This window comes from Pedobacter frigiditerrae (assembly GCF_004331645.1).
Taxonomy (GTDB): domain Bacteria; phylum Bacteroidota; class Bacteroidia; order Sphingobacteriales; family Sphingobacteriaceae; genus Pedobacter; species Pedobacter frigiditerrae.
In genome coordinates, this window is sequence record NZ_SJSK01000001.1 from 718,096 (window position 1) to 739,323 (window position 21,228).

Sequence of the window (21,228 nt, forward strand, 5' to 3'; positions counted from 1 at the left end):
TTCACAAAAAAAGGACGATAAAATTAATCATCGTCCTTGAGTTCATTTGTGTTAAAATTATTAATCCCTGCTTCTTCCAAATAACATGGAAGCATAATAAAGCAAGTTGGCTAGAGCTCCTAAAGCTGCAATCACGTAAGTCATGGCCGCCCACCAAAGTGCATCTTTTGCCTGTACATTTTCCTCATCAGTATACATGACACTACGGTTATTTCTTAACCACAACAGCGCTCTTTTACTTGCATCAAACTCTACTGGAAGCGTAATAAAACTAAAGATGGTAACCAATGCCAATCCCGCAACCCCAATGCCTAAAACAATCGGCGTTCCTTTAAAAACAATTAAAAAAACACCTATTAAAAGCACCCATTGCAAAAGATTAGAAGAGATACTCACAATTGGTACCATACTAGAACGAAACTGCAACCAATGGTAAGATTTTGCGTGTTGTACTGCGTGACCACATTCATGAGCAGCAACGGCGGCAGCCGCAACACTACGCCCATAATACACATCTGTACTTAGGTTTACAGTTCGTGTTGCTGGGTTATAGTGGTCTGTTAATTGTCCGTCTAAACTCAATACATTTACATCGTAAATGCCATTGTCATGTAGCATCTTTTCAGCTACTTCCTTGCCCGAAAACCCTGAGTTGAGTTGCATTTCTGCATATTTTGAGAATTTATTTCTAAATCGCCACTGCACAAACATGCTCAACAAAAGTACCGGGATAATTAAAATTAAATAGGTTCCCATATCGATTTTGTATGTTTTTCGTGTGGAATAAATCAAAAAGTGTTCCCATATTTGATAAGCATAAAAAATTTACAATAACTAATCTATGCCAAATAACCTCTCTTATTGGGAAAAGAAGAATTTCTTTAACGCCGATGTGATTATAATCGGCAGTGGGATTGTTGGCTTAAATGCTGCAATCACAATTAAAACCACAAATCCGAAAGTTAGCGTTTTAATATTGGAAAGGGGTTTTTTACCCTCAGGAGCCAGTACAAAAAATGCTGGATTCGCTTGTTTTGGCAGTATATCTGAATTAATTGAGCAAGAAAAATTGTGTGGTCCCGGCGCTTTGCATAGCCTTATTTCTAAAAGATGGAAAGGCTTATTGAAGCTTAGGGATTTACTGGGCGATGACAATATTCAATTCAAAAATTATGGAGGATATGAGCTATTTAAGCCTGAACAGCAGGTTTTAGCCGAAGAATGTGTATCAAAATTAAGCCATTACAATGCCCTAATTGAAGATATTGTGCTACAAAAAGGCGTTTACACTCAGGCTAATAGCAAGATTTCTAATTTTGGTTTCAACGGAATTGATGTGCTTTTGGAAAATAAATTAGAAGCACAAATTGACCCTGGGTTAATGATGAAAGCTTTAATAACCAAGAGTAAAGCGCTAGGAGTGGAATTGTTGAGTAACTGCAAGGTTGATGATTTAATTGAAGAAGATAATGGAATAGCTTTAATAACGAACCAAGGTACGTTTACCGGTAAAAAGGTTTTGTTAACAAATAATGCTTTTGTAAATGAACTTTTACCAGATTTAGCTGTAACCCCAGGTCGCGGGCAAGTTGTTGTAACAAAGCCTATTCCCAATTTAAAAATCAAGGGAGCTTTTCATTACGATAAAGGTTATTATTATTTCAGAAATATTGATGGTAGAGTCCTTTTGGGTGGTGGAAGAAATTTAAACTTTAGGGCAGAACAAACTACACAATTTGGAGAAACTGAATTGGTACAAAATGCTTTGCATCAATTATTAAAAGACGTTATTTTACCAGAAACTGATTTCGAAATTGAGCACAAATGGAGTGGTATCATGGCTTTTGGCCCACAACTAGCTCCAATTATCGAAGAAGCCAAACCAAATGTTTTTTGCGCAGTTCGCTGCAACGGAATGGGCATTGCAATTGGTAGCCATACAGGTGAAGAAGCAGGAGAGATGGTTTTGAGGAGTCTATAGGTTTTTACCACATAGAAACATAGGTCACAATAGAAATGGATTTATATTTTCATTGATTTACCATGCTTTTATAGACGGCGTTTACACTCAACCTATTTTTTTACTTCATCCACAACACCATATTTTATCCCTGACACTTTAAAAAACTCGCTTATCATATTAATGGTATGGTCACATTCATTTTCAACATCTAATTTTTTTGAAAAACTATACATGTGTAAACAATGAAAACATATTTCTATAAAATCAAAGACTTTCCCATTTTCGTCTAAAAATAATATGGCGTTATGGGGGGAATAACATGCACCAAAACTGCATATGTGATTTTCGCCTAGCGGACCGTAATTAAATAGGATATCTGTTAGTTTATCTACTTGAATATAATTAAGCGTTTTTATCTCTTTAAATGGATTAATGCAAACCGCAAAATATGATTTTGGCATATTTTGGTTATAAATAATTTTTTTTGTGGAGTCTCTTTGACCTCCACCTGTTGGGTCTTCAAAGGAAACCAACTGTATTTGTACTGCTTTATTAAATGGATACTTTTTTATTCTTGTTGAAAAATTAATATTAGAAATCCTTCCAAATTTATTTGACTTTACATCTGATTCAACTGGCGGCTTTATCTTTTTGCGTACCTGTCCAAATGTATTTACACTTAATAAAATCGAAAAGATGATTACTATATATTTCATTATTAAACTTTCAAAATACCTATATCTTCTATGTCCCTATGTGGTTAAAAACCCTACTCAAAAACTATCGTCTTATTTCCACTAACAAACACCCTATCTTCTAATATTTGTTCTAGTGCTTTGCTCAACACTGCCTTTTCAATTTCCCTGCCTGCAACCGCCATTTGTTTCGCATCAAAAGTATGGTTAACGTGTATGGTTTGTTGAGAAATGATTGGTCCCTCATCTAGGTTGTTAGTCACAAAATGAGCGGTTGCGCCAATGATTTTAACACCTCTTTCAAAAGCCTGTTTATATGGGTTTGCACCAATAAATGCAGGTAAAAAGGAGTGATGTATATTGATGATTTGATTAGAATATTGAGCGATGAAATCTGGTGAAAGAATCCTCATGAACTTGGCCAACACGATATAATCTAACTGATAATTTGATAATAGACTTGTGATTTCATTTTCAAAATCAGCCTTTCCTTTATCTTCGTGAGAAACATAAAAAAATGGAACCTCAAATTTCTCGGCAAAATCTCTTAGCGTTTCGTGATTTCCAATTACACACTTAACTTTTGCCCCAAGGGTTTTAAAGTTATCCCTTACTAAAATATCTGCCAAACAATGAAATTCTTTGGTCACCAATAATGCAATACTCTTTTCTGCTTCCGGAATCAAACGGACACCAGCTTCTGTTGGCAAATTATTCAGTAATTCTTGTTGCAAATTATTGTGATTTTCCACAATTCCACTGCATTCAATCCTTGTAAAAAATTGCTGCTTTACTTCATCAACAAATTCACGCATGGCGATGATATTTAATTGATGTTGCGCTAAGACTCGAGTGATATTGGTAACTAAGCCAACGCTATCTTTACATTGAATTAGGACTAAAAGATTATTCATGCGGTAAATATAGTATTTAAGCAATCTCTTCAAAATTGGTTAGCTAATATTTTCTATTTTTGATAAAAATATTAGCAAAATGGAAATCGTTGTTGTTGTACTCTTAATAATTGTAGTGTTGTTAATTATTGCTGTATTAATGCGTAAACCTATAGCAAATAATGACACCATCAACTATTTAAAGGAAGAAAAACTTAAACTAGAAGATGAACTAAATGATTTACGTGAGCGTTTTACTGCTGAGCGAAGCAATTTGATTAAAGCAGAAGCCTTGGTTAATTCACATCGTGATAAACTGGCAGAACAACAAAAGAATCTTGAAGATTTACAACAAAAATTCACCTTAGAATTTTCACTTATTGCTAATAAAATATTGGATGAAAAGACAGCAAAATTCACAGCACAGAATCAGACAAATTTAGATTCTATTTTAAACCCACTAAAAGCAAACATTAAATCTTTTGAAGAAAAAGTAGATAAAGTTTATCAAACCGAAGCTGCTGAGCGAAGTCAATTAAAAGGTGTTATTTTTCAATTGATGGACCAAAGTAAACAAATCCAAGCTGATGCAAATAACCTAACCAAAGCGCTTAAAGGCGATAGTAAAAAACAAGGTAATTGGGGCGAAGTTATTTTAGAAAGGGTTTTAGAACGTTCTGGATTAATCAAGGATAGGGAATACCGCACCCAAGCAAGTATTACTAGCGCCGAAGGCGCCCGTTTTCAGCCTGATGTGATAGTTGACTTGCCCGACGAGAAACATTTGATTGTAGACGCTAAAATAAGCTTGGTTGCCTACGAAAGAATGATGAATGCAGAAACTGATGAAGAGAAGTTACTGAATTTGAAGCAACACTTAATCTCAGTAAAATCTCATATTGATGGCTTAGCTGGTAAAAATTATCAAAATTTATATCAAATCAATTCTCCAGATTTTGTTTTACTTTTTATGCCTATAGAATCGTCTTTTAGCGTAACCGTTCAAGCAGATAACGAATTATTTAATTATGCCTGGGATAGAAAAGTAGTTATTGTAAGCCCTACTACTTTATTAGCAACTTTACGCACCATTGCCAGCATTTGGAAAGTAGATAGACAAAATAAAAACGTATTTGAAATTGCAGAAGAGGCTGGTGCTTTGTATGATAAATTTGTTGGTTTTTTAGAAGATATGGATAAGATTGGCAAACATATTGACCTTACTCAAAAAGCACATGATGATGCCTTTAAAAAGTTGCAATATGGCAATGGAAATCTAATTGGCAAAGTAGAAAAGATTAAAAAACTAGGAGCAAAGACAAAGTCTAATAAACAGATAGATTCTAAATTTTTAGAGAATGGGGACGAGTAATTTTAGGGTTCGTCATGCTCAGCTTGACTGGGCATCTTAATGCGAAATACAAGCTATTCTTTTTTACATTGATATCAACTTACCTATCTCCCAATAAATGACTTTAGCTCAGTAAGATAAAATGGAGAAAAATATTTTTTCTTAGTTTCAGGGTCTGTTGTTGAGCCAGATACGATTCCCACTACTTTTCCATTTTCATCAACTACAGGTGCTCCACTTAAACCACCAAATAACTCTGGTACGATTACATCCTTAAGTAAAATACGATTACCACTTATTTTATAAAATTCAAATTCGTAAACCCTTTGTTCACCACTTTCCATTTTTCTTGTCCAACCAACAGCATATAGTTTTTCTCCCTCTACAAGTACAGTCGTTCTAATTTCTAATGGCTTAACTTTTGAATGATTTTGTTTAATAGAAAAAACCAATAAATCATTAATATAAGTCGATTTATCTGCTAATAATTCACTCTTATTTTCATTTAATAATTTATCAGTAATAATAAATTCATCCTTTTTTGTCAAAGGATATAAACTCCAAGATTTGATGCTACTTTCAAGTGAAACAGCTTTCATATGATCCGATTTGATAATATTTAGCAAATGCTTTGCTGTAATTGCAAGCGTATCATTTCCATATTTTAAGATAAATCCACAGCTGAATTTGGGTTGGTCAAACTTCGAATCAATAAAAGTGATGCCATTGACTAAAGCTATTTCATCGAATTTTTTGGAGGATAATTTTTCTTGTGAAAAAGAATTTAAGGAAACTGAAATAAGAATGAAAAATAGAGTGATTGATTTCATTTTTACATTAAAAAGGTTTGTAACCTAACTCTTTTGCTTTCTTAATATCTTCATTCTCTGCTCTTTTTAAAAGACCACTGCCAGAAATTTGGCCTTTAAACCTACCTCTTTCATAATAAGCTTCACCGTAATCAGGTTTTAATTTTATAGCCATATCATAATCACCCCATATATTTTCATAAATCTTGGCTTTATACCTTACAATGGCTCTTTTAAGGTATGCTTCTGCAAAATTTGGATTTGAATTTATAGCTTTTGTAAAATAATCGAATGCTTCTTTATAGTTTTCATTTTTAGCTGAAATCAATCCTTTTTTATAAAATTTATTTGCTTTTGCAGTATCTAATGAAAGTGTTGCTGATGTATATTTATTATAACTGTACTTTTCATTAGCATTAGTAAAACTAAAATGAAATAAGAAAAACAGAAGTATAATTGTTCTTTTCATAATAAAGTCTTTTTAAAATTTTGTCATTCAGAGCTTGTTTGTCATTCAGAGCGCAGCGAAGAATCTATTAAATCAAATTCCCCTCAGCAGATTCCTCGTTCCTCGGAATGACAAAGCATCATTATCCCTTAAAAGCATTCCAACCTTGCGCCTTTAACTCATGCGAAACATTAGATTTTGAAATCATGTTACATCCAGAATTTTTATCAGTTATGTGGCCAATAATACTGATATCAACATCATTTTTCAACTTTGTGTAATCACTTTGTTTAATGGTAAATAACAACTCATAATCTTCACCACCATTTAATGCACAAACCGTTGGATCTAAACCTAATTCACGAGCGGTTTCATAAGTCATTGGGTCTATAGGAATTTTTTCTTCGTATAAAGTACAACCTTTTTCAGATTGTGTACAGATGTGCAAAATTTCAGAAGCCAAACCATCAGAAACATCAATCATAGATGTTGGTTTAATCTTCATTTGAGCTAATAAATCAACAATATCCCTTCTTCCCTCTGGTTTTAATTGACGCTCAATGATATAATCCTTACCTTCTAAATCTGGTTGTAGTTGTGGATTTTCTAAAAAGATTTGTTTCTCTCTTTCTAATATTTGTAAACCAACATAAGCTCCACCTAAATCTCCAGAAACACACAATAAATCTCCTTCTTCAGCACCATTTCTATAACAAATATCTTCCGCCGCTGCGTGACCAATACTTGTTACAGAAATAACTAAACCTTGCTTACTTGAAGAGGTATCACCACCAATTAAATCGATGTTAAATTTATTACAAGCTAACTCAATTCCCTTATAAATTTCTTCTACAGCCTCTAACGGAAACTTACTCGAAATACCTATTGAAACCGTAATTTGAGTAGCTATGCCATTCATTGCATAAATATCGCTTAAGTTAACCTGAACAGCTTTATAACCTAAATGCATTAAGGGCACATAGGCTAAATCAAAGTGAATTCCTTCTAACAATAAATCAGTAGATATTAATACTTGGTCTTTAAAATCCAATACTGCAGCATCATCACCAACTCCTTTTAAGCTGGTTTCGTGCTGTATTTTAAAGTTGGTTGTTAAGTGTTTTATTAATCCAAATTCACCTAAATCTGATATCGCTGTGCGTTCTTTATTTTCAAACATAATTTCTATTTAAGTTCGTCATGCTGAATTTATTTCAGCATCTTCTTTGCAGGAAAGACCCTGAAATAAATTCAGGGTGACGGATTATTATTACAATCCCAAACTTGCTGAAATTTCTAACATTCTTTCTATTGGTTTGCGAGCTTCTACAATAATATTTTCAGGCACTGTAACCTCGGGTAAACCATTTTTTAAACACAAATACAATTTCTCTAGTGTGTTTCTTTTCATGTAAGGGCATTCATTACAAGCACAACTATTATTTGGTGGTGCCGGAATAAATGTTTTTGTTGGACAAGCTTTTTCCATCTGGTGGATAATTCCACTTTCTGTAGCTACAATAAATTCTTCTGCTGGATTATTGATGGCATATTTTAACAATCCAGTAGTACTTCCAATATAATCGGCCATTGCCAAAACAGCTTCTTCACATTCTGGATGTGCAATAAATTTAGCATTTGGGTGACGCTCTTTTAACTTGGTAATTTTCTCTCTAGAAAATATTTCGTGTACCATACAAGCACCATTCCACAATACTAAATCTCTTCCGGTTTTTTTTGCAACCCAGGCACCCAGGTTTTTATCTGGACCAAAAATAATTTTCTGTTCTTTTGGTAAACTTTCCACAATCTGTACCGCATTTGTTGACGTACAAACAATATCACTCAAAGCTTTTAGCTCAGCTGTACAATTCACATAAGTAATCACCAAATGGTCTGGATATTTTTCCTTAAATTTTTTAAACAGGTGAGGTGGACAACTATCAGCCAAAGAACATCCAGCTTTTAAATCTGGTAATAAAACTGTTTTATTTGGCGATAAGATCTTGGCTGTTTCTGCCATAAAATGCACTCCAGCAAACACAATTATATCTGCATCTGTTTTAGCAGCTTCTTGAGATAAACCTAAACTATCTCCAATATAATCAGCAATATCTTGTATATCAGGCTCTTGATAATAATGAGCCAATATCACTGCATTTTTCTCTTTCTTTAATTTTTCAATTTCATCAAATAAATCAAGGGTAGGGTCAATCGATTCGTCAACAAAACCTTTTTTATTTAATTCTTCTAAAACATCTATAGTCATCATCGCATTCTTTTTAGTAGCTCTTAACTTTTGTAAAGATAGCTGGTTTCAACAGTACAATAATTTATAATTATTTTAAAATAAATAGAATCTTATTACTTATTAAGGTGTTGGTACTGTGAGTAAGTTCTTAATTTAAATGAGGTAATATGAGTTATCACATAGTTACCAACAATTAACATTCATTTTTATTATAAATTTCTACTGATTTACAACGTTATACTAATTCACTAAAAAACTTATCAATACCTAAATGTGTATTGTTAGTTGTGGTGTAAAAAGTTAATAAACTATGCAAAGTTGCTTAAAAATAATGTAAAAGATTGTGTCAAATTACCTTTTTACCTTAGCTTTAAACATTCAAAAATAGTTGTTGGTTTTATTTAGACATTCTGTTAACACTATTTGTGATGTTCTTAACAAGTTGTTGATTTACGTTAATTTTAATGAGGAAAGTAGATTTTTTAGTCATAGGTTCAGGTATTGCAGGTTTAAGTTTTGCTTTAAAGGCTGCTAAGCACGGAAAAGTGTTAATTGTTACCAAATCTAACGAAGACGAATCAAATACTAAATATGCACAAGGTGGAGTAGCAGTTGTGGTAGATAAATCTGATTCTTTCGAAAAACATATAGAAGATACCTTAATTGCTGGCGATGGATTATGTGATGAAAAAATTGTAGAAATCGTAGTTAAAGAAGGCCCTGAAAGAATACAAGAGATTATAGACTACGGGATTAACTTTGATAAGAACACTGCAGGTGTTTTCGATTTGGCTAAAGAAGGTGGTCATTCGGAACATAGGGTCTTGCATTATAAAGACATTACGGGATACGAAATAGAGAGTGTTTTATTAAAGCAAATTCATGAAAATGAGAACATAGAGATATTAACACACTACTTCTGCTTAGAGTTAATTACCCAACATCACCTAGGTGAACATGTGGATAAGAGTAGTGAAGATATCAACTGCTACGGTATATATGCCTTTAACACAGAGCTTAACGATGTGGAAAAGATATTAGCAAACGTTACAGTTATGGCAAGTGGTGGCGCTGGTCACATTTATTCTAACACCACTAATCCGGTTATTGCCACTGGCGATGGAATGGCAATGGTATACAGAGCAAAGGGAAAAATTAGAAACATGGAGTTTATTCAATTTCATCCAACAGCTTTATATAATCCTGGAGAATACCCATCTTTTTTAATTTCTGAAGCGGTTAGGGGTTTTGGTGGTGTGTTAAGAAGAAGAAATGGCGAAGAATTTATGTATGAATATGATGAACGTGGGTCTTTAGCGCCTCGTGATATTGTAGCTCGTGCTGTGGATAACGAGATGAAAAAGTCGGGAGATGACTTTGTTTATTTGGATATAACCATGAGAAAAAAGGCAGATATTTTAAATCACTTCCCTAATATATATGCTAAATGTTTGTCTATCGGAATAGACATGACAAAAGATTTTATACCTGTTACACCCGCATCGCATTACATGTGTGGAGGTATTTTAGTTGATGAATATGGAAAATCTTCTATTCAGAACTTGTATGCTTGTGGTGAGGTTTCATCTACAGGATTGCATGGTGCAAATAGATTAGCATCAAATTCCTTATTAGAGGCAACAGTTTTTGCGCATCGTATTTATTTATCCGCTTTAGAAAATTATAAGAATAACATTGTACCTGATGATATTCCGGAGTGGAATGAGCAAGGTGTAACTCAATCTAATGAGGATATTTTAGTAACACACAACCTACGCGAAACTCAAAAAATAATGAGCGATTATGTAGGTATTGTTCGTTCTGATTTTAGGTTAGATAGAGCAATGAGAAGGTTGTTTTTATTGTATGAAGAAACAGAAGAGTTCTACAAAAAAAATAAGGTTTCTGTCAAATTATGCGAGCTAAGGAATGTAATTCAAGTAGCTTATATGGTGATAAAATCAGCAGTTGCCAGAAAAGAAAGTAGGGGATTACACTTCACAACAGATTATCCAGCACACGCAAAAGAATTAGTTGATACCATAATATAAACCCCTAAATCCCCTAAAGGGGACTTTCCTAAGTTGCCAAAAAAATACAATTAAAAATGAATCAAGATATTATAAACAACGGAAATTCAAATCCCCCTTCAGGGGGTAAGGGGGTTATTCTTCCTGTAAAAGGCATTCACCCAAAATGGGGAGAAAATTGTTTCATTGCACCAAACGCAACCATTGTAGGAGATGTTGTGATGGGAGAGAACTGTTCGGTTTGGTTTAACGCTGTAATTAGGGGGGATGTAAACAGTATTACCATTGGTAATGATAGTAATATACAAGATGGAGCAGTTATACACGCTACCTATTTAAAAGCAGCTACACATATAGGTAATAGGGTATCTGTGGGTCATAATGCCATTGTACACGGTTGTGATGTTAAAGATCATGTTTTAATAGGAATGGGTGCCATTGTAATGGACAATGCAATTGTTGAGGAATATTGTATCATTGCTGCAGGTGCAGTAGTTTTGGAAAATACAATTTGTGAAAGTGGATATCTATATGCAGGAACACCTGCAAAGAAAATAAAGCCCATTACAGACGAGCAACGAGCTTTATTAAATAAATTACCTGATAATTATATCATGTATTCTGGGTGGTTTAACCCCTAAATCCCCTAAAGGGGACTTGCCTATCAATATTTAATATTCCGCCATGCAAAGCCCCCTTTAGGGGGTTGGGGGTGGTATCTCTATCTTTTCCCTTACATCAAAATTTGGCCTTATTGAGAACTCTTTTGAAGCGTACCAAATCTTTTCTGGTTGGATACCCTTGCTTACATTTCCAGTATCCCAAACACCATTTTTATTATCATCGTAAACTATTCTTACATAATAGCTGGCAGGTTTATAGTTAGCAAGAATTATCGATGAACTTTTTAAGATTCTCCTACTTGCAATCACAACTTCCTTTTTTTCATTTACCAGTTGTAAAATGTAATTTTTACTGGTATCGGGTACAACAACATTTAAGGTTAAAGTGGCATATTCATCCGTGCTACCTAACTTAAAATTCTTATTAATTTCTTTATTCTTAGAATTAAAAATACCAGTTATAGACCCAGCTTCAAATTTCAAAATATAAGGTTCATTTTTTTTCCATGGATATTTAACATTATAACTTAAAACGTCCGAACTATCCTTTTCTATCGTTATTCCTTTTCTGGGAATAGAATCTTCCAATAAGATTACCTTCGTTAAATCAATTTTATCTATAGGTAAATTAAATTCAATTTTTAAGCTTCTATTGGGATTGAGTACACTATTATCAGTATTGTCAGAAATGGTAATATTTCTAGTGTAAGTATCTCTTTTTCCCCTGGTAAACTTAACGGTTTCTAAAATTTTCCCCTGGTCTTTTATGGCTACTTTAAGAGAATCAAAGCTTAAATCATTTAGCCAAACTTTAACAGAATCATTGCCTTTATTAAACTGAACTTTTTTGCCCGCATCTATATTTGCGGGTTCAATTACAGAAATTTCCGGTTTAATTAAATTCTGATTAAAGTTCATCGAAATACTTCCATCAGTATTTAATCTTCTGTCGATAATTCTAAATGTACTAGCTAACTCTTTAAACACACTGATGTTGACGCTATCTAAATTCTTATCTAAAACAATAGGCTCCTTAATAAAACCAACCTCATCGTTTACTTGCTGATATATTTTATCGCCGCTTTTCTCTTTAAGTGCATAAATTTTATATGTGCCTTTTTTAAGGTTATTCATCTTATATAAACCACTGCTATCAGTTGTAGTATAAATGGATGGTTTCTTTTTACCAAACAGAGAATCTCTTTCTACCGGAAGGATAAAGACAACAGCATCAAGTTCGGGTTCGCCGGTTAAAGAATTTTTAATCCTTCCACTTATGCTTAGTGAGTCTAGAGTAGGGCCGGTAGAAAATACATAGGTGAAATTTTTAAGTTCGTTAGATTCGTTAATGTCTGTTATTGCTTTTCCAAAATTTAAAGTATAGGTAGTGTTTTTTTCAAGAGAATCTTGAAGCGTAATTTCTAGCCGTTTTAATTTTCCTTTTAAGATTGGCGCTTTGTCCTGCTCAGGTGAAATAGAAAATTCTTTGAACTCGTTATTTAATTTAATGTACTCATCAAAATCGATAACAATTTTTTTCGCATTAAAATTTGTCATCATATTTTTTGGTTCCATTTTTAAAACCTTTGGGGGGGTAGTATCTTTTGGTCCACCTTGAGGAGTTTGGATGCTTGCACAGCCATAAAAGAGTCCAATTATTAAAATTAGATAATGTAAATACGGGGTCTTTGCTGTCTTCTTATTTTTAGGCATTTAGATTGGCTGTATTTAATTTTATATTGTTTTTAATAGATATGATTAAAGTTTTGAGAAATGCTTTTAAATCGCCTGAAAATAAGCCGAGATAAATTTAAGTTAAATTACTGATAATCAAACATATATAGTTATTTTGTGATATGAACCATCAAAACTGAGATATCTGAAGGAGAAACACCAGAAATTCTTGAAGCTTGTCCTAAAGTTCTTGGTTTTATCTTTAACAATTTTTCTCTTGCTTCTTTTGATAAAGATAAGAGCTTGTTATAATCAAATTCAGGATTGATAGATTTATCTTCCATCTTTTGCATTTTGTTTACAATCTCATTTTCTTTTTCGAAATAGCTTTCGTATTTAATTTTAATCTCAGCTTGCTCAACAGTTTCTTGGTCAAAGTTATTTAAAAGTTCATCAAAAGGTTTGTTTACTTTTCTAATGTCTTCAATCCCAACTTGAGGTCTGCTCAATACATTAAATAATTTTACATTTTGATTTAGTGTAGCCGTTCCCAAAGTTTCTAGTAACTCATTTACCTCAGCCATTTCTACACCTTGCTTTCTGGTAAATTCTACAATGGCGTCTGAGTTTTCTACTTTCTTATTTACGATGGCCAAACGTTCATCATTTATTAAACCCAATTTGTGGGCAATAGGAGAGAGCCTAATATCGGCATTGTCTTGCCTTAATAATAAACGATGCTCTGCTCTAGAAGTAAACATTCTATAGGGTTCTTCGGTTCCTTTGGTCACCAAATCATCAATCAATACGCCTATATAAGACTCAGAACGCTTCATGATCAGTTCATGCTGGTCTTTTACCTTTTGGTGTGCATTAATTCCGGCTATAAAACCCTGACTAGCAGCTTCTTCGTAACCTGTTGTGCCATTTATTTGCCCTGCAAAGAACAAATTACTAATTAATTTGGTCTCTAAAGTTAATCCTAGCTGGGTAGGTGGAAAATAATCGTATTCTATGGCATAACCAGGGCGGAACATTTTGGCATTTTCAAATCCTGGAATTTGAGTTAAGGCTTTATATTGTACATCTTCTGGTAACGAAGTTGAGAAACCGTTTACATAGATTTCACAAGTGTTCCATCCTTCGGGTTCTACAAAAATTTGGTGTCTTTCTCTTTCTGCAAAACGGTTAATTTTATCTTCAATAGAAGGGCAGTAACGAGGACCCAAACCCTTAATCCTTCCAGTAAACATCGGAGACTTCTCGAACCCTTCTTTTAAAGTTTCGTGTACATTAGCGTTAGTGTAGGTAATCCAACAACACCTTTGGTCTGTTGGTCTTTCTACATTGGTATAAGAAAAACGACCAGGATTTTCATCTCCCCATTGTTCTTCCATTAGTGAATAATTTAATGAGCGACCATCAACTCGGGGAGGGGTTCCTGTTTTCATCCTGCCTGCTTCAAAACCCAATTCGGTTAATTGTTCAGTTAAACCAGTAGCTGATTTTTCCCCCGTTCTGCCACCACCAAATTTTTTCTCTCCAATATGGATAATGCCATTTAAGAAAGTGCCATTGGTAAGCACTACTGCCTTCCCCATTATCTCAACACCAAGAGCGGTTTTTACGCCAACAACCGTGTTGTTTTTAATGATTAAGCTACCCACCATTTCCTGCCAGAAATCTACGTTCGGTGTTCGTTCCAAGGCAAGCCTCCATTCTTCAGCAAAACGCTTTCTGTCATTTTGAGCCCTAGGACTCCACATCGCTGGGCCTTTAGATTTATTAAGCATTCTAAACTGGAGCGTAGTTTTATCGGCAATTATACCCGAATAACCACCCATCGCATCAATCTCTCTTACTATTTGTCCTTTGGCAACGCCACCCATGGCAGGGTTGCAGCTCATCTGCGCAATGGTTTCCATATTCATGGTAACCAGCAGAACAGAAGACCCAAGGTTAGCGGCAGCGGCGGCGGCTTCACAACCGGCGTGACCTGCGCCTACAACAATAACATCGTACTCTTTAAACATCGATTTTTATTTTTGTTTCACGTGAAACAATACAAAATTACTTAAAAATCTCAATGAGATTTATTTTTGTTTCACGTGGAACTTTTCTTTTTCGTATAAAATTTAATTAATCCATAAAGCGCAACCCCACTCCAAACCGCTTCTAAAATAACAAATGGTATAAAAGGAATTAACCAAGAAGCATATCCTGCAATGCCTGCCCCAAACAAATTAAGGAAGCCATAAGTAGCGCTTTCTGTTTTTATCACTTTTAAACTTTGCAGAAAAAAAGCAATTAATAACAGGCTTACTCCAATAGTTGCAATAACATCTGAGGTTTCCATACTAACTTGTTTTTTCCGAAAGTTCTACCCAACGCTCCATTATTCTTTCCAATTGTTTGTTTAGGATTTCTATTTGCGCTGCTGTTTCTTGAATTTTAACATAGTCTGTTGCATCAATTGAATTGAGTTTTTTTGTCAAATCTTCAATCTCATTTTCTTTTTCAGCTACAGTTTCCTCTATTTCATCAAGCTCTTTTTGTTCCTTGAAACTTAATTTTTTTGGAGTATTTACAGCAACAGCTTCTTCAACTCTTGCCTTCTTCTGTGCTTGATTGTCTTTTGCCGTATCTAAACTAATTCTATATTCAGAATAGTTTCCGTTATAAATACTCACGCCTCCATTGCCTTCCATGATAAACAATTGCTCACTCATCTTGTCTAACAAATACCTGTCGTGTGAAACTAAAATTAATACACCAGGAAAGTTTTCTAAGAATTCTTCTAACACATTTAAGGTGTCAATATCTAAATCATTAGTCGGCTCATCTAATATCAAGAAGTTTGGGTTCTGCATCAGAACTTTCATCAAGTGCAAACGTTTCTTCTCGCCACCACTTAATTTCTCTACCATTCCGTGTTGTTTTTTTGGAGGGAATAGAAATAAAGTTAATAGGGCAGAAGCAGAAATGGTCTGACCATCTGCCATCTTAATATATTCTGCATCTGATTTTACAATGTCTATTACTCTTTCTTTTGGATCAAAAGCTAAGCCCCCTTGTTTGTAATATCCATAAACAGTAGTTTCACCCACATCAACATTTCCTTTTTCTGGGTTTAAAAATCCTGTAATAATATTTAATAATGTTGATTTACCGGTTCCATTTTTACCAGCTAAACCAATTCTATCGCCTCTTTTAAAGACATAAGTAAAGTCATTAATGATTTTTTTATCATCAAATGTTTGTCCGATATGATTTAGCTCAAGAATTTTATTTCCTTGACGAGACATTTTTACATTTAGTGTAACTTTTTGATTGTCAGAACGTTGTTTGGTTTTTTCTTCTAAATCATAAAATGAGTTTACCCTCGATTGAGATTTCACCGTACGAGCCGCAGGCATACGCCTCATCCACTCTAATTCTTTCTTCAATAGGTTTTTGTTCTTCTGAAAAGTACTCTCGTCTGAAGCCTCGCGTTCGCTTTTCTTTTCTAAGAAGAAAGCATAGTTTCCGTTGTAATTATAGATTTTTCCTCTATCCAATTCTACAATCGTATTGCAAACATTGTCTAAAAAGTATCTATCGTGAGTAACCAAAAGAATGGTTTTATTGCCAGAAGTCAATAGTTTTTCTAACCACTCAATCGTATCAATATCCAAATGATTGGTCGGCTCATCTAACACATAAATCTCTGGATCTTCAATTAACAACTTAGCTAAAGCTAAACGTTTTTTCTGCCCACCAGAAAGCGTGTCTATTTTTTGTTGTAGATGATTAATCCCCATACGACTCAAAATCGTTTTGATTTCGTGCTCATATTCCCAGGCATTGTGCTCGCTTAATTCTTCATATAAGCGGTTCAATGTTTTTTCATCTGGATTAGGATCTTCAATCAATTCTTCATATTCCCTAATCAGCTGTTGCTGTTTATTCTCTAAAGAAAAGATGAAATCACTAATAGAATAACCATCAGGAAAGCTAGGTTCTTGGTCTAAAAAGCCAATTTTAACGGCCTTGTTTTTAACAATTTTTCCTTCTAGAGGAGGAAAGCGTTCGGCTAATAATTTTAAAAGGGTGCTTTTACCGGCGCCATTTATACCTACCAACGCTACACGTTGACCAGGATTAATGCCCAGTGTTAAATTTTTGAAAAGCCATTCGTCATGGTATCCGTGGCCTAAGCCTTCAGCTGCAATTAGTGTACTCAAAGTATTTTTTAACGATTTATCAGATAAGAAATTACTACAAAAGTAATGATTAAAATTTTGGCATGAGATTGACTAGGTAATTGTAAAGACAGAATTTAATAAAATCAAAGAACGAGTAACGTTGAAACGAATGTATGAGGAAAAAACATTGCTTGTGGTAGCTTGATTCACGATGACCGAATTTGAATGGTTTTGACCTGATTTGAACGGTTTGAAAGCACGTTTGTTCGAGACTTCTCCCAGATTTGTTCGAGAAACGTTGCTTTAAAGGCCAATTCTTCGAAGGAATCTGGGAGGAATGTGGGAGAAAACACGAAAGATTTCAATCAATTTTGCTTCATTGAATTAACAAGCTGGTCGGCGTGACAAGTATTAGGGGCAAAGGAAGAACCTCTCCATCATCTTTTCATCAGCATATCATCGTAACTGAGTCGTAACTGCATCACCTTTGGATGCTAAAGCGTTCGAGTGCGCTTCGACTTTTATTCGGGTCTGTGTCGAACGTTTCCCGAACGTTTCCCGAAGGCTTCCCGAAGCAGACTCGAACGCTTCCCGAACAGTTCCCGAAGAAACCTAAAAGAATTCCCGAAGAAAACCCGAAGGATTTTGGCAAACTTAGGCCTATTTCAATACTTCTTCTATGCGTACTTTTTTCTCCTATTTATAGTCTATTTCAATTAGAGCAATGTCACAACATCACTTTGGTACAGTTAAAGGAAGACTAAAGAGAGGGTGGATATAACGTGGAGTAAAGGTGCACTTGAAGTGGACTTAACTTGGACCTGAGGGGTTAAAACAAGGAACGAATGCTTTGAAAAAGCTTGATTACTAGAGTTGCAATGGTTAAACTAATATACTAATTTAAGTTGAGTGAACGGGGGTAAAATTTAAATATTTGGATAGAGAATGTTAAATTGTTACCCATTGGCCGGTGTCTTATATGGTGAAGCCATAGTTAAAACAAGCTGGTCGATGAGACACCGACCATTAGGCCAGATTTAATTCAGATTAAATTTCTCCTGCTTCACCTTAATTACGTTTGAAGCAAAGATGATGGACACAATTAATATTCCGATTACAATGGCCAAAACAAATTGAATGGCTGAGTAAATCTTAGTTCCGGCATATAAGCTTTCAGATTCTTTAATCAGTTCTTTACCTACTAAAGTTTGTGTTTTGGTTAAAAGCGATAAGTTTTTAAGAATCTCCTTATAAGAATAGTTTAACTCTTCAAAAGCAAAAACATCATTGTGTTTGGTATTAAAAACTGCATCTTTTTCAAGTGTTTGGTGCGTAATTAATCTTTGTTTCAATTGCTGTAAGCTGCTTTTTTCATCATTAACCAAAAAAGTTTTGCCGTATTTTTTTAAGACAGAGTCGATTTTGGAATTACGAATTGCCATTAATTTAGCGGTTTGCTCAGCTTCTGAAATGTTTAAACGGCGATGTTTTTCAATCAAATCTCTTTTTTCGAAAAGAATTTCGGAAACATAAAAAAGATCTGCGGCGGGAACCAACCTATCATTATACATGGAAACAAAGGCATTATTCATGCTATTCAAGCTCTTGTCCTCTAAAAGCCTTATTAATATGGTGCAAGCCATGATACAAAAAAGGAGTAAGGCAATTTTTGCTTTTTGCTGAATAGAAAAGGCAATTTTCATAAGCTATAATTTGGTTTATGGCAAAGTAAATAAAGATTATAATATTGTCAATTTTAGGGATAGAAAGTGACTTGATTATGCTAAAGTTATCGCTGTCTCGTCATGCTCAGCTTGACTGGGCATCGTAATGCGGTTACAAAGTTTAATCGAGTTCTTGATAAGGTGCATTACGATGCCCACCTGCGTGGGAATGACGAAAAATATAACGCAAAAAAAATGCGGACATCCATCCGCATTTTTTTAACTAAACTAAAAACTAAACTAAATTTATGATGGATTATGAATTTTATTATTCGGCAATCGCTAATTGAACTGGAGCAGCTATTTTAGCAATTGAAATATTTTGTGATTTGATGCTTGTAGTTTCTGCAGCAAAACTGTTCATGTTCAATTTAGCCACACTTCCTAAAACCGCATTGTACTCTTCAGTTGTACCAGATAATGTTAAGTTTGCTTCATCAGTTACATTTGCGTTTAAGCTAATTGTACTCGTGTTCAAATTTGCTGTTGCTTTATCTTTTAAGTTAACATCTAAGTTCAAAAGACTAAATTTTCCAAAAGTTTTAACAGTTGCATTTTCAGATGCAGTGATAGAGTTTAAATTAGTTACATAAACAATAACTGTTAAAGTTTCTTTGTTGAAAGAACTGATACGCAGCTCTCCATTTTTTTGTTGAACCAATGCATTACTTGCGTAATAATCATTGTAAACTTTCACATTCTCATCAGCGCTTTGAACCAAGATCAACTCTACATTTCCAGAGACATTTATTTTATTTACTTTTTTAACATCTGTTAAAACTGTTTGTTTCTGACCATCAGCTGCCTTAGTAACAAAAGCTGAACTTGTTAATACTAAACCTGTTAATGATAATGCGATTAATGTTTTGATAGAAGTTTTCATATTTTTATTTTTTTAAAATCTTTGTTTTATAAATGTTTTTTCTTTTTTGTCGCCGCCATCTTTCTGGCTGGTTTCGTATATAAGACGAGGTCGAGGGCAAAAGGTTGCATCGTAAATCGCTGTATTATACCTACATCGTGTAACTGTCGACGAACGCCTGTAATTTTTCGACCAACGGGCATCAAAAAAATCATTAGAAAAGTTCCAAGGGAATCCCTTTGGGACAAGTTTTTGTTAAAAAGAGAGCTAGCTTTACTTGGGTTAGCCGCAAGGGCGACGCCTAAGATGTCCCTGTTATAGGTTTAATCTATCAGAAACAGCATTTTATAGCAAAATCAGCTTCCCGTTTTGATTTCAGAAAAGAAAAAGCCAATTTTATTAATCCTGTAACAATCTTTAAAACACAAATATGTCTGCCTATAAACGCCGCGATTTCTTAAAGCTCTCTTCATTATCTGCCTTGCCTCTTATTGCTTCGGCGGTGCCATTAAATGCATTTGCTTCAGCAAAGCAGCAAGTATCAAAAGATAGTGAAGCGGTTTATTTTATTAATGATGGCATTTTTTATAGACCTGAAGACTTTATCAATAAGCTCCAAGAGATTAATGCTGCAAAACCAATAGAACGGGATAGTTACGCAGAAGGAGGCGATATAGAAAAGCTGTTAAATAAGTTTAAAGAAATGACAGGAAAGGAAGCAGCTATTTTTATGCCTTCTGGCACATTAGCTAACCAATTGGCTATTAGTTATTTGTGCGGAGGTAATACAAAGGCATTTGTGCAAGAGACGAGTCACGTTTACAGGGATGAAGGAGATGCGGCACAAACTTTATTTAATAAACGATTAATTCCCTTAGCTCAAGGCAAAGCACATTTTACCCTAGAAGAACTCAAACAGTCTGTTACTTACCATGAAGTAGGAGAGGTTTTTGTTGGCGGTGTAGGTGCAATTTCCATAGAAACACCAGTAAGAAGATGCGATAATCAAGCATTTCCATTAGAAGAAATTAAAAAGATTTCGGCGTATTGTAAAGAAAAAGGATTTAAAATGCATTTAGATGGGGCAAGACTGCACATGGCAACAGCATTTACAAATTCAACCGTAAAAGAATATTCCTCGTACTTTGACACCGTTTATATGTGTTTGTATAAATATTTAGGGGCTCCAGGTGGCGCCATTTTGTGTGGAGACAAAGCTTTAATAGATCAAATGCATCATTTAGTTAAAATACACGGTGGCAGCGTTTTTACAAATTGGCCTAGTGCTGCCATCGCTCTACACCACCTTAAGGATATTGATGAAGTAATGGAAAAGATTAAAACAAAAACCAAGGATTTATTTAGTCTTTTTACTCAGCTTAAGGGGATAAAAGTTAGTGAGGTAGAAAATGGCACAAACCAATTTAATGTTTCAATAGATAAAGGCATTGACCCCGGAAAGCTAAATACCAGGTTGAGGGGAGAACATAATATCGTTTTCGGAATGCCGAGGGAAGATGGTTTTGTAAAGATAAAAGTCAATCCAACTTTGCTAAGAAGAGAGAACAAGTTAATTATTGAGGCTTTTAAGGAGGCAATAACATTTGCAAAAAGTTAATCTTGGATTGAATTTTAATAATGTGAATATCCCTAAATGAGCGTCTTGGAGGCTCAGGCCGACAAACGGTTAAACCTTTAGGTAAAAAAAACAGTCACACAGG

The 21,228-nt window shown here is 34.4% G+C and carries 18 protein-coding genes; 5 read left to right on the forward strand and 13 right to left on the reverse strand.

What is annotated here, in order from left to right; genetic code table 11:
- Positions 1-60 precede the first annotated feature (60 nt).
- The gene (locus EZ428_RS03060; protein WP_131551633.1) at positions 61-756 is read right to left on the reverse strand and encodes a zinc metallopeptidase; all 696 of its coding nucleotides are present in this window, start codon (positions 754-756) and stop codon (positions 61-63) included.
- An 85-nt stretch (positions 757-841) separates the two neighbouring features.
- On the opposite strand from EZ428_RS03060, the gene EZ428_RS03065 reads away from it, so the two are divergent.
- Complete coding sequence (locus tag EZ428_RS03065; protein WP_131551634.1) at positions 842-1,981, forward strand: NAD(P)/FAD-dependent oxidoreductase; 1,140 nt, start codon at positions 842-844, stop codon at positions 1,979-1,981.
- A gap of 92 nt (positions 1,982-2,073) precedes the next feature.
- Here the strand turns inward: EZ428_RS03065 and EZ428_RS03070 are convergent, their stop codons facing one another.
- Together EZ428_RS03070 and purU are read right to left on the reverse strand one after the other, a co-directional pair.
- The gene (locus EZ428_RS03070; RefSeq protein WP_131551635.1) at positions 2,074-2,679 is read right to left on the reverse strand and encodes a hypothetical protein; all 606 of its coding nucleotides are present in this window, start codon (positions 2,677-2,679) and stop codon (positions 2,074-2,076) included.
- A 53-nt stretch (positions 2,680-2,732) separates the two neighbouring features.
- Positions 2,733-3,572 (reverse strand): formyltetrahydrofolate deformylase, encoded by an 840-nt coding sequence (gene purU / locus EZ428_RS03075; protein WP_131551636.1) that lies wholly within the window; start codon positions 3,570-3,572, stop codon positions 2,733-2,735.
- A gap of 79 nt (positions 3,573-3,651) precedes the next feature.
- Here purU and EZ428_RS03080 point away from each other — a divergent pair, with 79 nt between their 5' ends.
- Positions 3,652-4,923 carry a DNA recombination protein RmuC gene (locus EZ428_RS03080; RefSeq protein WP_131551637.1) on the forward strand — a complete coding sequence of 424 codons (1,272 nt, stop codon included), beginning with the start codon at positions 3,652-3,654 and terminating at the stop codon, positions 4,921-4,923.
- Positions 4,924-5,006: 83 nt separating this feature from the next.
- Here the strand turns inward: EZ428_RS03080 and EZ428_RS03085 are convergent, their stop codons facing one another.
- From EZ428_RS03085 to nadA, 4 genes are all read right to left on the reverse strand, one after another.
- On the reverse strand, positions 5,007-5,732 hold the full coding sequence (locus tag EZ428_RS03085) for a trypsin-like peptidase domain-containing protein (protein WP_131551638.1): 726 nt from the start codon (positions 5,730-5,732) through the stop codon (positions 5,007-5,009).
- A 7-nt stretch (positions 5,733-5,739) separates the two neighbouring features.
- The gene (locus tag EZ428_RS03090) at positions 5,740-6,180 is read right to left on the reverse strand and encodes a tetratricopeptide repeat protein (protein WP_131551639.1); all 441 of its coding nucleotides are present in this window, start codon (positions 6,178-6,180) and stop codon (positions 5,740-5,742) included.
- A 121-nt stretch (positions 6,181-6,301) separates the two neighbouring features.
- A complete protein-coding gene (thiL, locus tag EZ428_RS03095) occupies positions 6,302-7,339 on the reverse strand; it encodes a thiamine-phosphate kinase (protein WP_131551640.1) in 1,038 nt (345 codons plus the stop codon).
- A 90-nt stretch (positions 7,340-7,429) separates the two neighbouring features.
- Positions 7,430-8,431, reverse strand: coding sequence for a quinolinate synthase NadA (gene nadA / locus EZ428_RS03100; RefSeq protein WP_262711762.1), 1,002 nt, complete (start codon positions 8,429-8,431; stop codon positions 7,430-7,432).
- Between the two features lie 443 nt (positions 8,432-8,874).
- Between nadA and nadB the strand changes: the two genes are divergently transcribed.
- Together nadB and EZ428_RS03110 are read left to right on the forward strand one after the other, a co-directional pair.
- Positions 8,875-10,461, forward strand: a complete 1,587-nt coding sequence (gene nadB / locus EZ428_RS03105) for an L-aspartate oxidase (RefSeq protein WP_131551641.1) — start codon at positions 8,875-8,877, stop codon at positions 10,459-10,461.
- Between the two features lie 56 nt (positions 10,462-10,517).
- Positions 10,518-11,081, forward strand: coding sequence for a gamma carbonic anhydrase family protein (locus tag EZ428_RS03110; protein ID WP_131551642.1), 564 nt, complete (start codon positions 10,518-10,520; stop codon positions 11,079-11,081).
- 57 nt (positions 11,082-11,138) lie between these two features.
- Here the strand turns inward: EZ428_RS03110 and EZ428_RS03115 are convergent, their stop codons facing one another.
- The 6 genes from EZ428_RS03115 to EZ428_RS03140 form a co-directional block, all read right to left on the reverse strand.
- The gene (locus EZ428_RS03115; RefSeq protein WP_131551643.1) at positions 11,139-12,776 is read right to left on the reverse strand and encodes an Ig-like domain-containing protein; all 1,638 of its coding nucleotides are present in this window, start codon (positions 12,774-12,776) and stop codon (positions 11,139-11,141) included.
- 131 nt (positions 12,777-12,907) lie between these two features.
- Positions 12,908-14,770 carry a tRNA uridine-5-carboxymethylaminomethyl(34) synthesis enzyme MnmG gene (gene mnmG / locus EZ428_RS03120; protein ID WP_131551644.1) on the reverse strand — a complete coding sequence of 621 codons (1,863 nt, stop codon included), beginning with the start codon at positions 14,768-14,770 and terminating at the stop codon, positions 12,908-12,910.
- Between the two features lie 71 nt (positions 14,771-14,841).
- A complete protein-coding gene (locus tag EZ428_RS03125) occupies positions 14,842-15,093 on the reverse strand; it encodes a CBU_0592 family membrane protein (protein WP_131551645.1) in 252 nt (83 codons plus the stop codon).
- A 1-nt stretch (position 15,094) separates the two neighbouring features.
- A complete protein-coding gene (locus tag EZ428_RS24400) occupies positions 15,095-16,960 on the reverse strand; it encodes an ABC-F family ATP-binding cassette domain-containing protein (protein WP_131551646.1) in 1,866 nt (621 codons plus the stop codon).
- 998 nt (positions 16,961-17,958) lie between these two features.
- A complete protein-coding gene (locus EZ428_RS03135) occupies positions 17,959-18,624 on the reverse strand; it encodes an MCP four helix bundle domain-containing protein (protein ID WP_131551647.1) in 666 nt (221 codons plus the stop codon).
- A 289-nt stretch (positions 18,625-18,913) separates the two neighbouring features.
- Positions 18,914-19,528: a GIN domain-containing protein gene (locus tag EZ428_RS03140; protein WP_131551648.1), complete on the reverse strand. Its 615-nt coding sequence runs from the start codon at positions 19,526-19,528 to the stop codon at positions 18,914-18,916.
- A 409-nt stretch (positions 19,529-19,937) separates the two neighbouring features.
- Here EZ428_RS03140 and EZ428_RS03145 point away from each other — a divergent pair, with 409 nt between their 5' ends.
- On the forward strand, positions 19,938-21,125 hold the full coding sequence (locus tag EZ428_RS03145) for a threonine aldolase family protein (RefSeq protein WP_131551649.1): 1,188 nt from the start codon (positions 19,938-19,940) through the stop codon (positions 21,123-21,125).
- Positions 21,126-21,228: the final 103 nt, after the last annotated feature.

Excerpts from the sequence above, each read along its gene's own strand:
- EZ428_RS03060 (WP_131551633.1), bottom strand. The coding sequence starts at position 756 with ATGGGAACCTATTTAATTTTAATTATCCCGGTACTTTTGTTGAGCATG.
- EZ428_RS03065 (WP_131551634.1), top strand. The coding sequence starts at position 842 with ATGCCAAATAACCTCTCTTATTGGGAAAAGAAGAATTTCTTTAACGCC.
- EZ428_RS03070 (WP_131551635.1), bottom strand. The coding sequence starts at position 2,679 with ATGAAATATATAGTAATCATCTTTTCGATTTTATTAAGTGTAAATACA.
- purU (WP_131551636.1), bottom strand. The coding sequence starts at position 3,572 with ATGAATAATCTTTTAGTCCTAATTCAATGTAAAGATAGCGTTGGCTTA.
- EZ428_RS03080 (WP_131551637.1), top strand. The coding sequence starts at position 3,652 with ATGGAAATCGTTGTTGTTGTACTCTTAATAATTGTAGTGTTGTTAATT.
- EZ428_RS03085 (WP_131551638.1), bottom strand. The coding sequence starts at position 5,732 with ATGAAATCAATCACTCTATTTTTCATTCTTATTTCAGTTTCCTTAAAT.
- EZ428_RS03090 (WP_131551639.1), bottom strand. The coding sequence starts at position 6,180 with ATGAAAAGAACAATTATACTTCTGTTTTTCTTATTTCATTTTAGTTTT.
- thiL (WP_131551640.1), bottom strand. The coding sequence starts at position 7,339 with ATGTTTGAAAATAAAGAACGCACAGCGATATCAGATTTAGGTGAATTT.
- nadA (WP_262711762.1), bottom strand. The coding sequence starts at position 8,431 with ATGATGACTATAGATGTTTTAGAAGAATTAAATAAAAAAGGTTTTGTT.
- nadB (WP_131551641.1), top strand. The coding sequence starts at position 8,875 with ATGAGGAAAGTAGATTTTTTAGTCATAGGTTCAGGTATTGCAGGTTTA.
- EZ428_RS03110 (WP_131551642.1), top strand. The coding sequence starts at position 10,518 with ATGAATCAAGATATTATAAACAACGGAAATTCAAATCCCCCTTCAGGG.
- EZ428_RS03115 (WP_131551643.1), bottom strand. The coding sequence starts at position 12,776 with ATGCCTAAAAATAAGAAGACAGCAAAGACCCCGTATTTACATTATCTA.
- mnmG (WP_131551644.1), bottom strand. The coding sequence starts at position 14,770 with ATGTTTAAAGAGTACGATGTTATTGTTGTAGGCGCAGGTCACGCCGGT.
- EZ428_RS03125 (WP_131551645.1), bottom strand. The coding sequence starts at position 15,093 with ATGGAAACCTCAGATGTTATTGCAACTATTGGAGTAAGCCTGTTATTA.
- EZ428_RS03135 (WP_131551647.1), bottom strand. The coding sequence starts at position 18,624 with ATGAAAATTGCCTTTTCTATTCAGCAAAAAGCAAAAATTGCCTTACTC.
- EZ428_RS03140 (WP_131551648.1), bottom strand. The coding sequence starts at position 19,528 with ATGAAAACTTCTATCAAAACATTAATCGCATTATCATTAACAGGTTTA.
- EZ428_RS03145 (WP_131551649.1), top strand. The coding sequence starts at position 19,938 with ATGTCTGCCTATAAACGCCGCGATTTCTTAAAGCTCTCTTCATTATCT.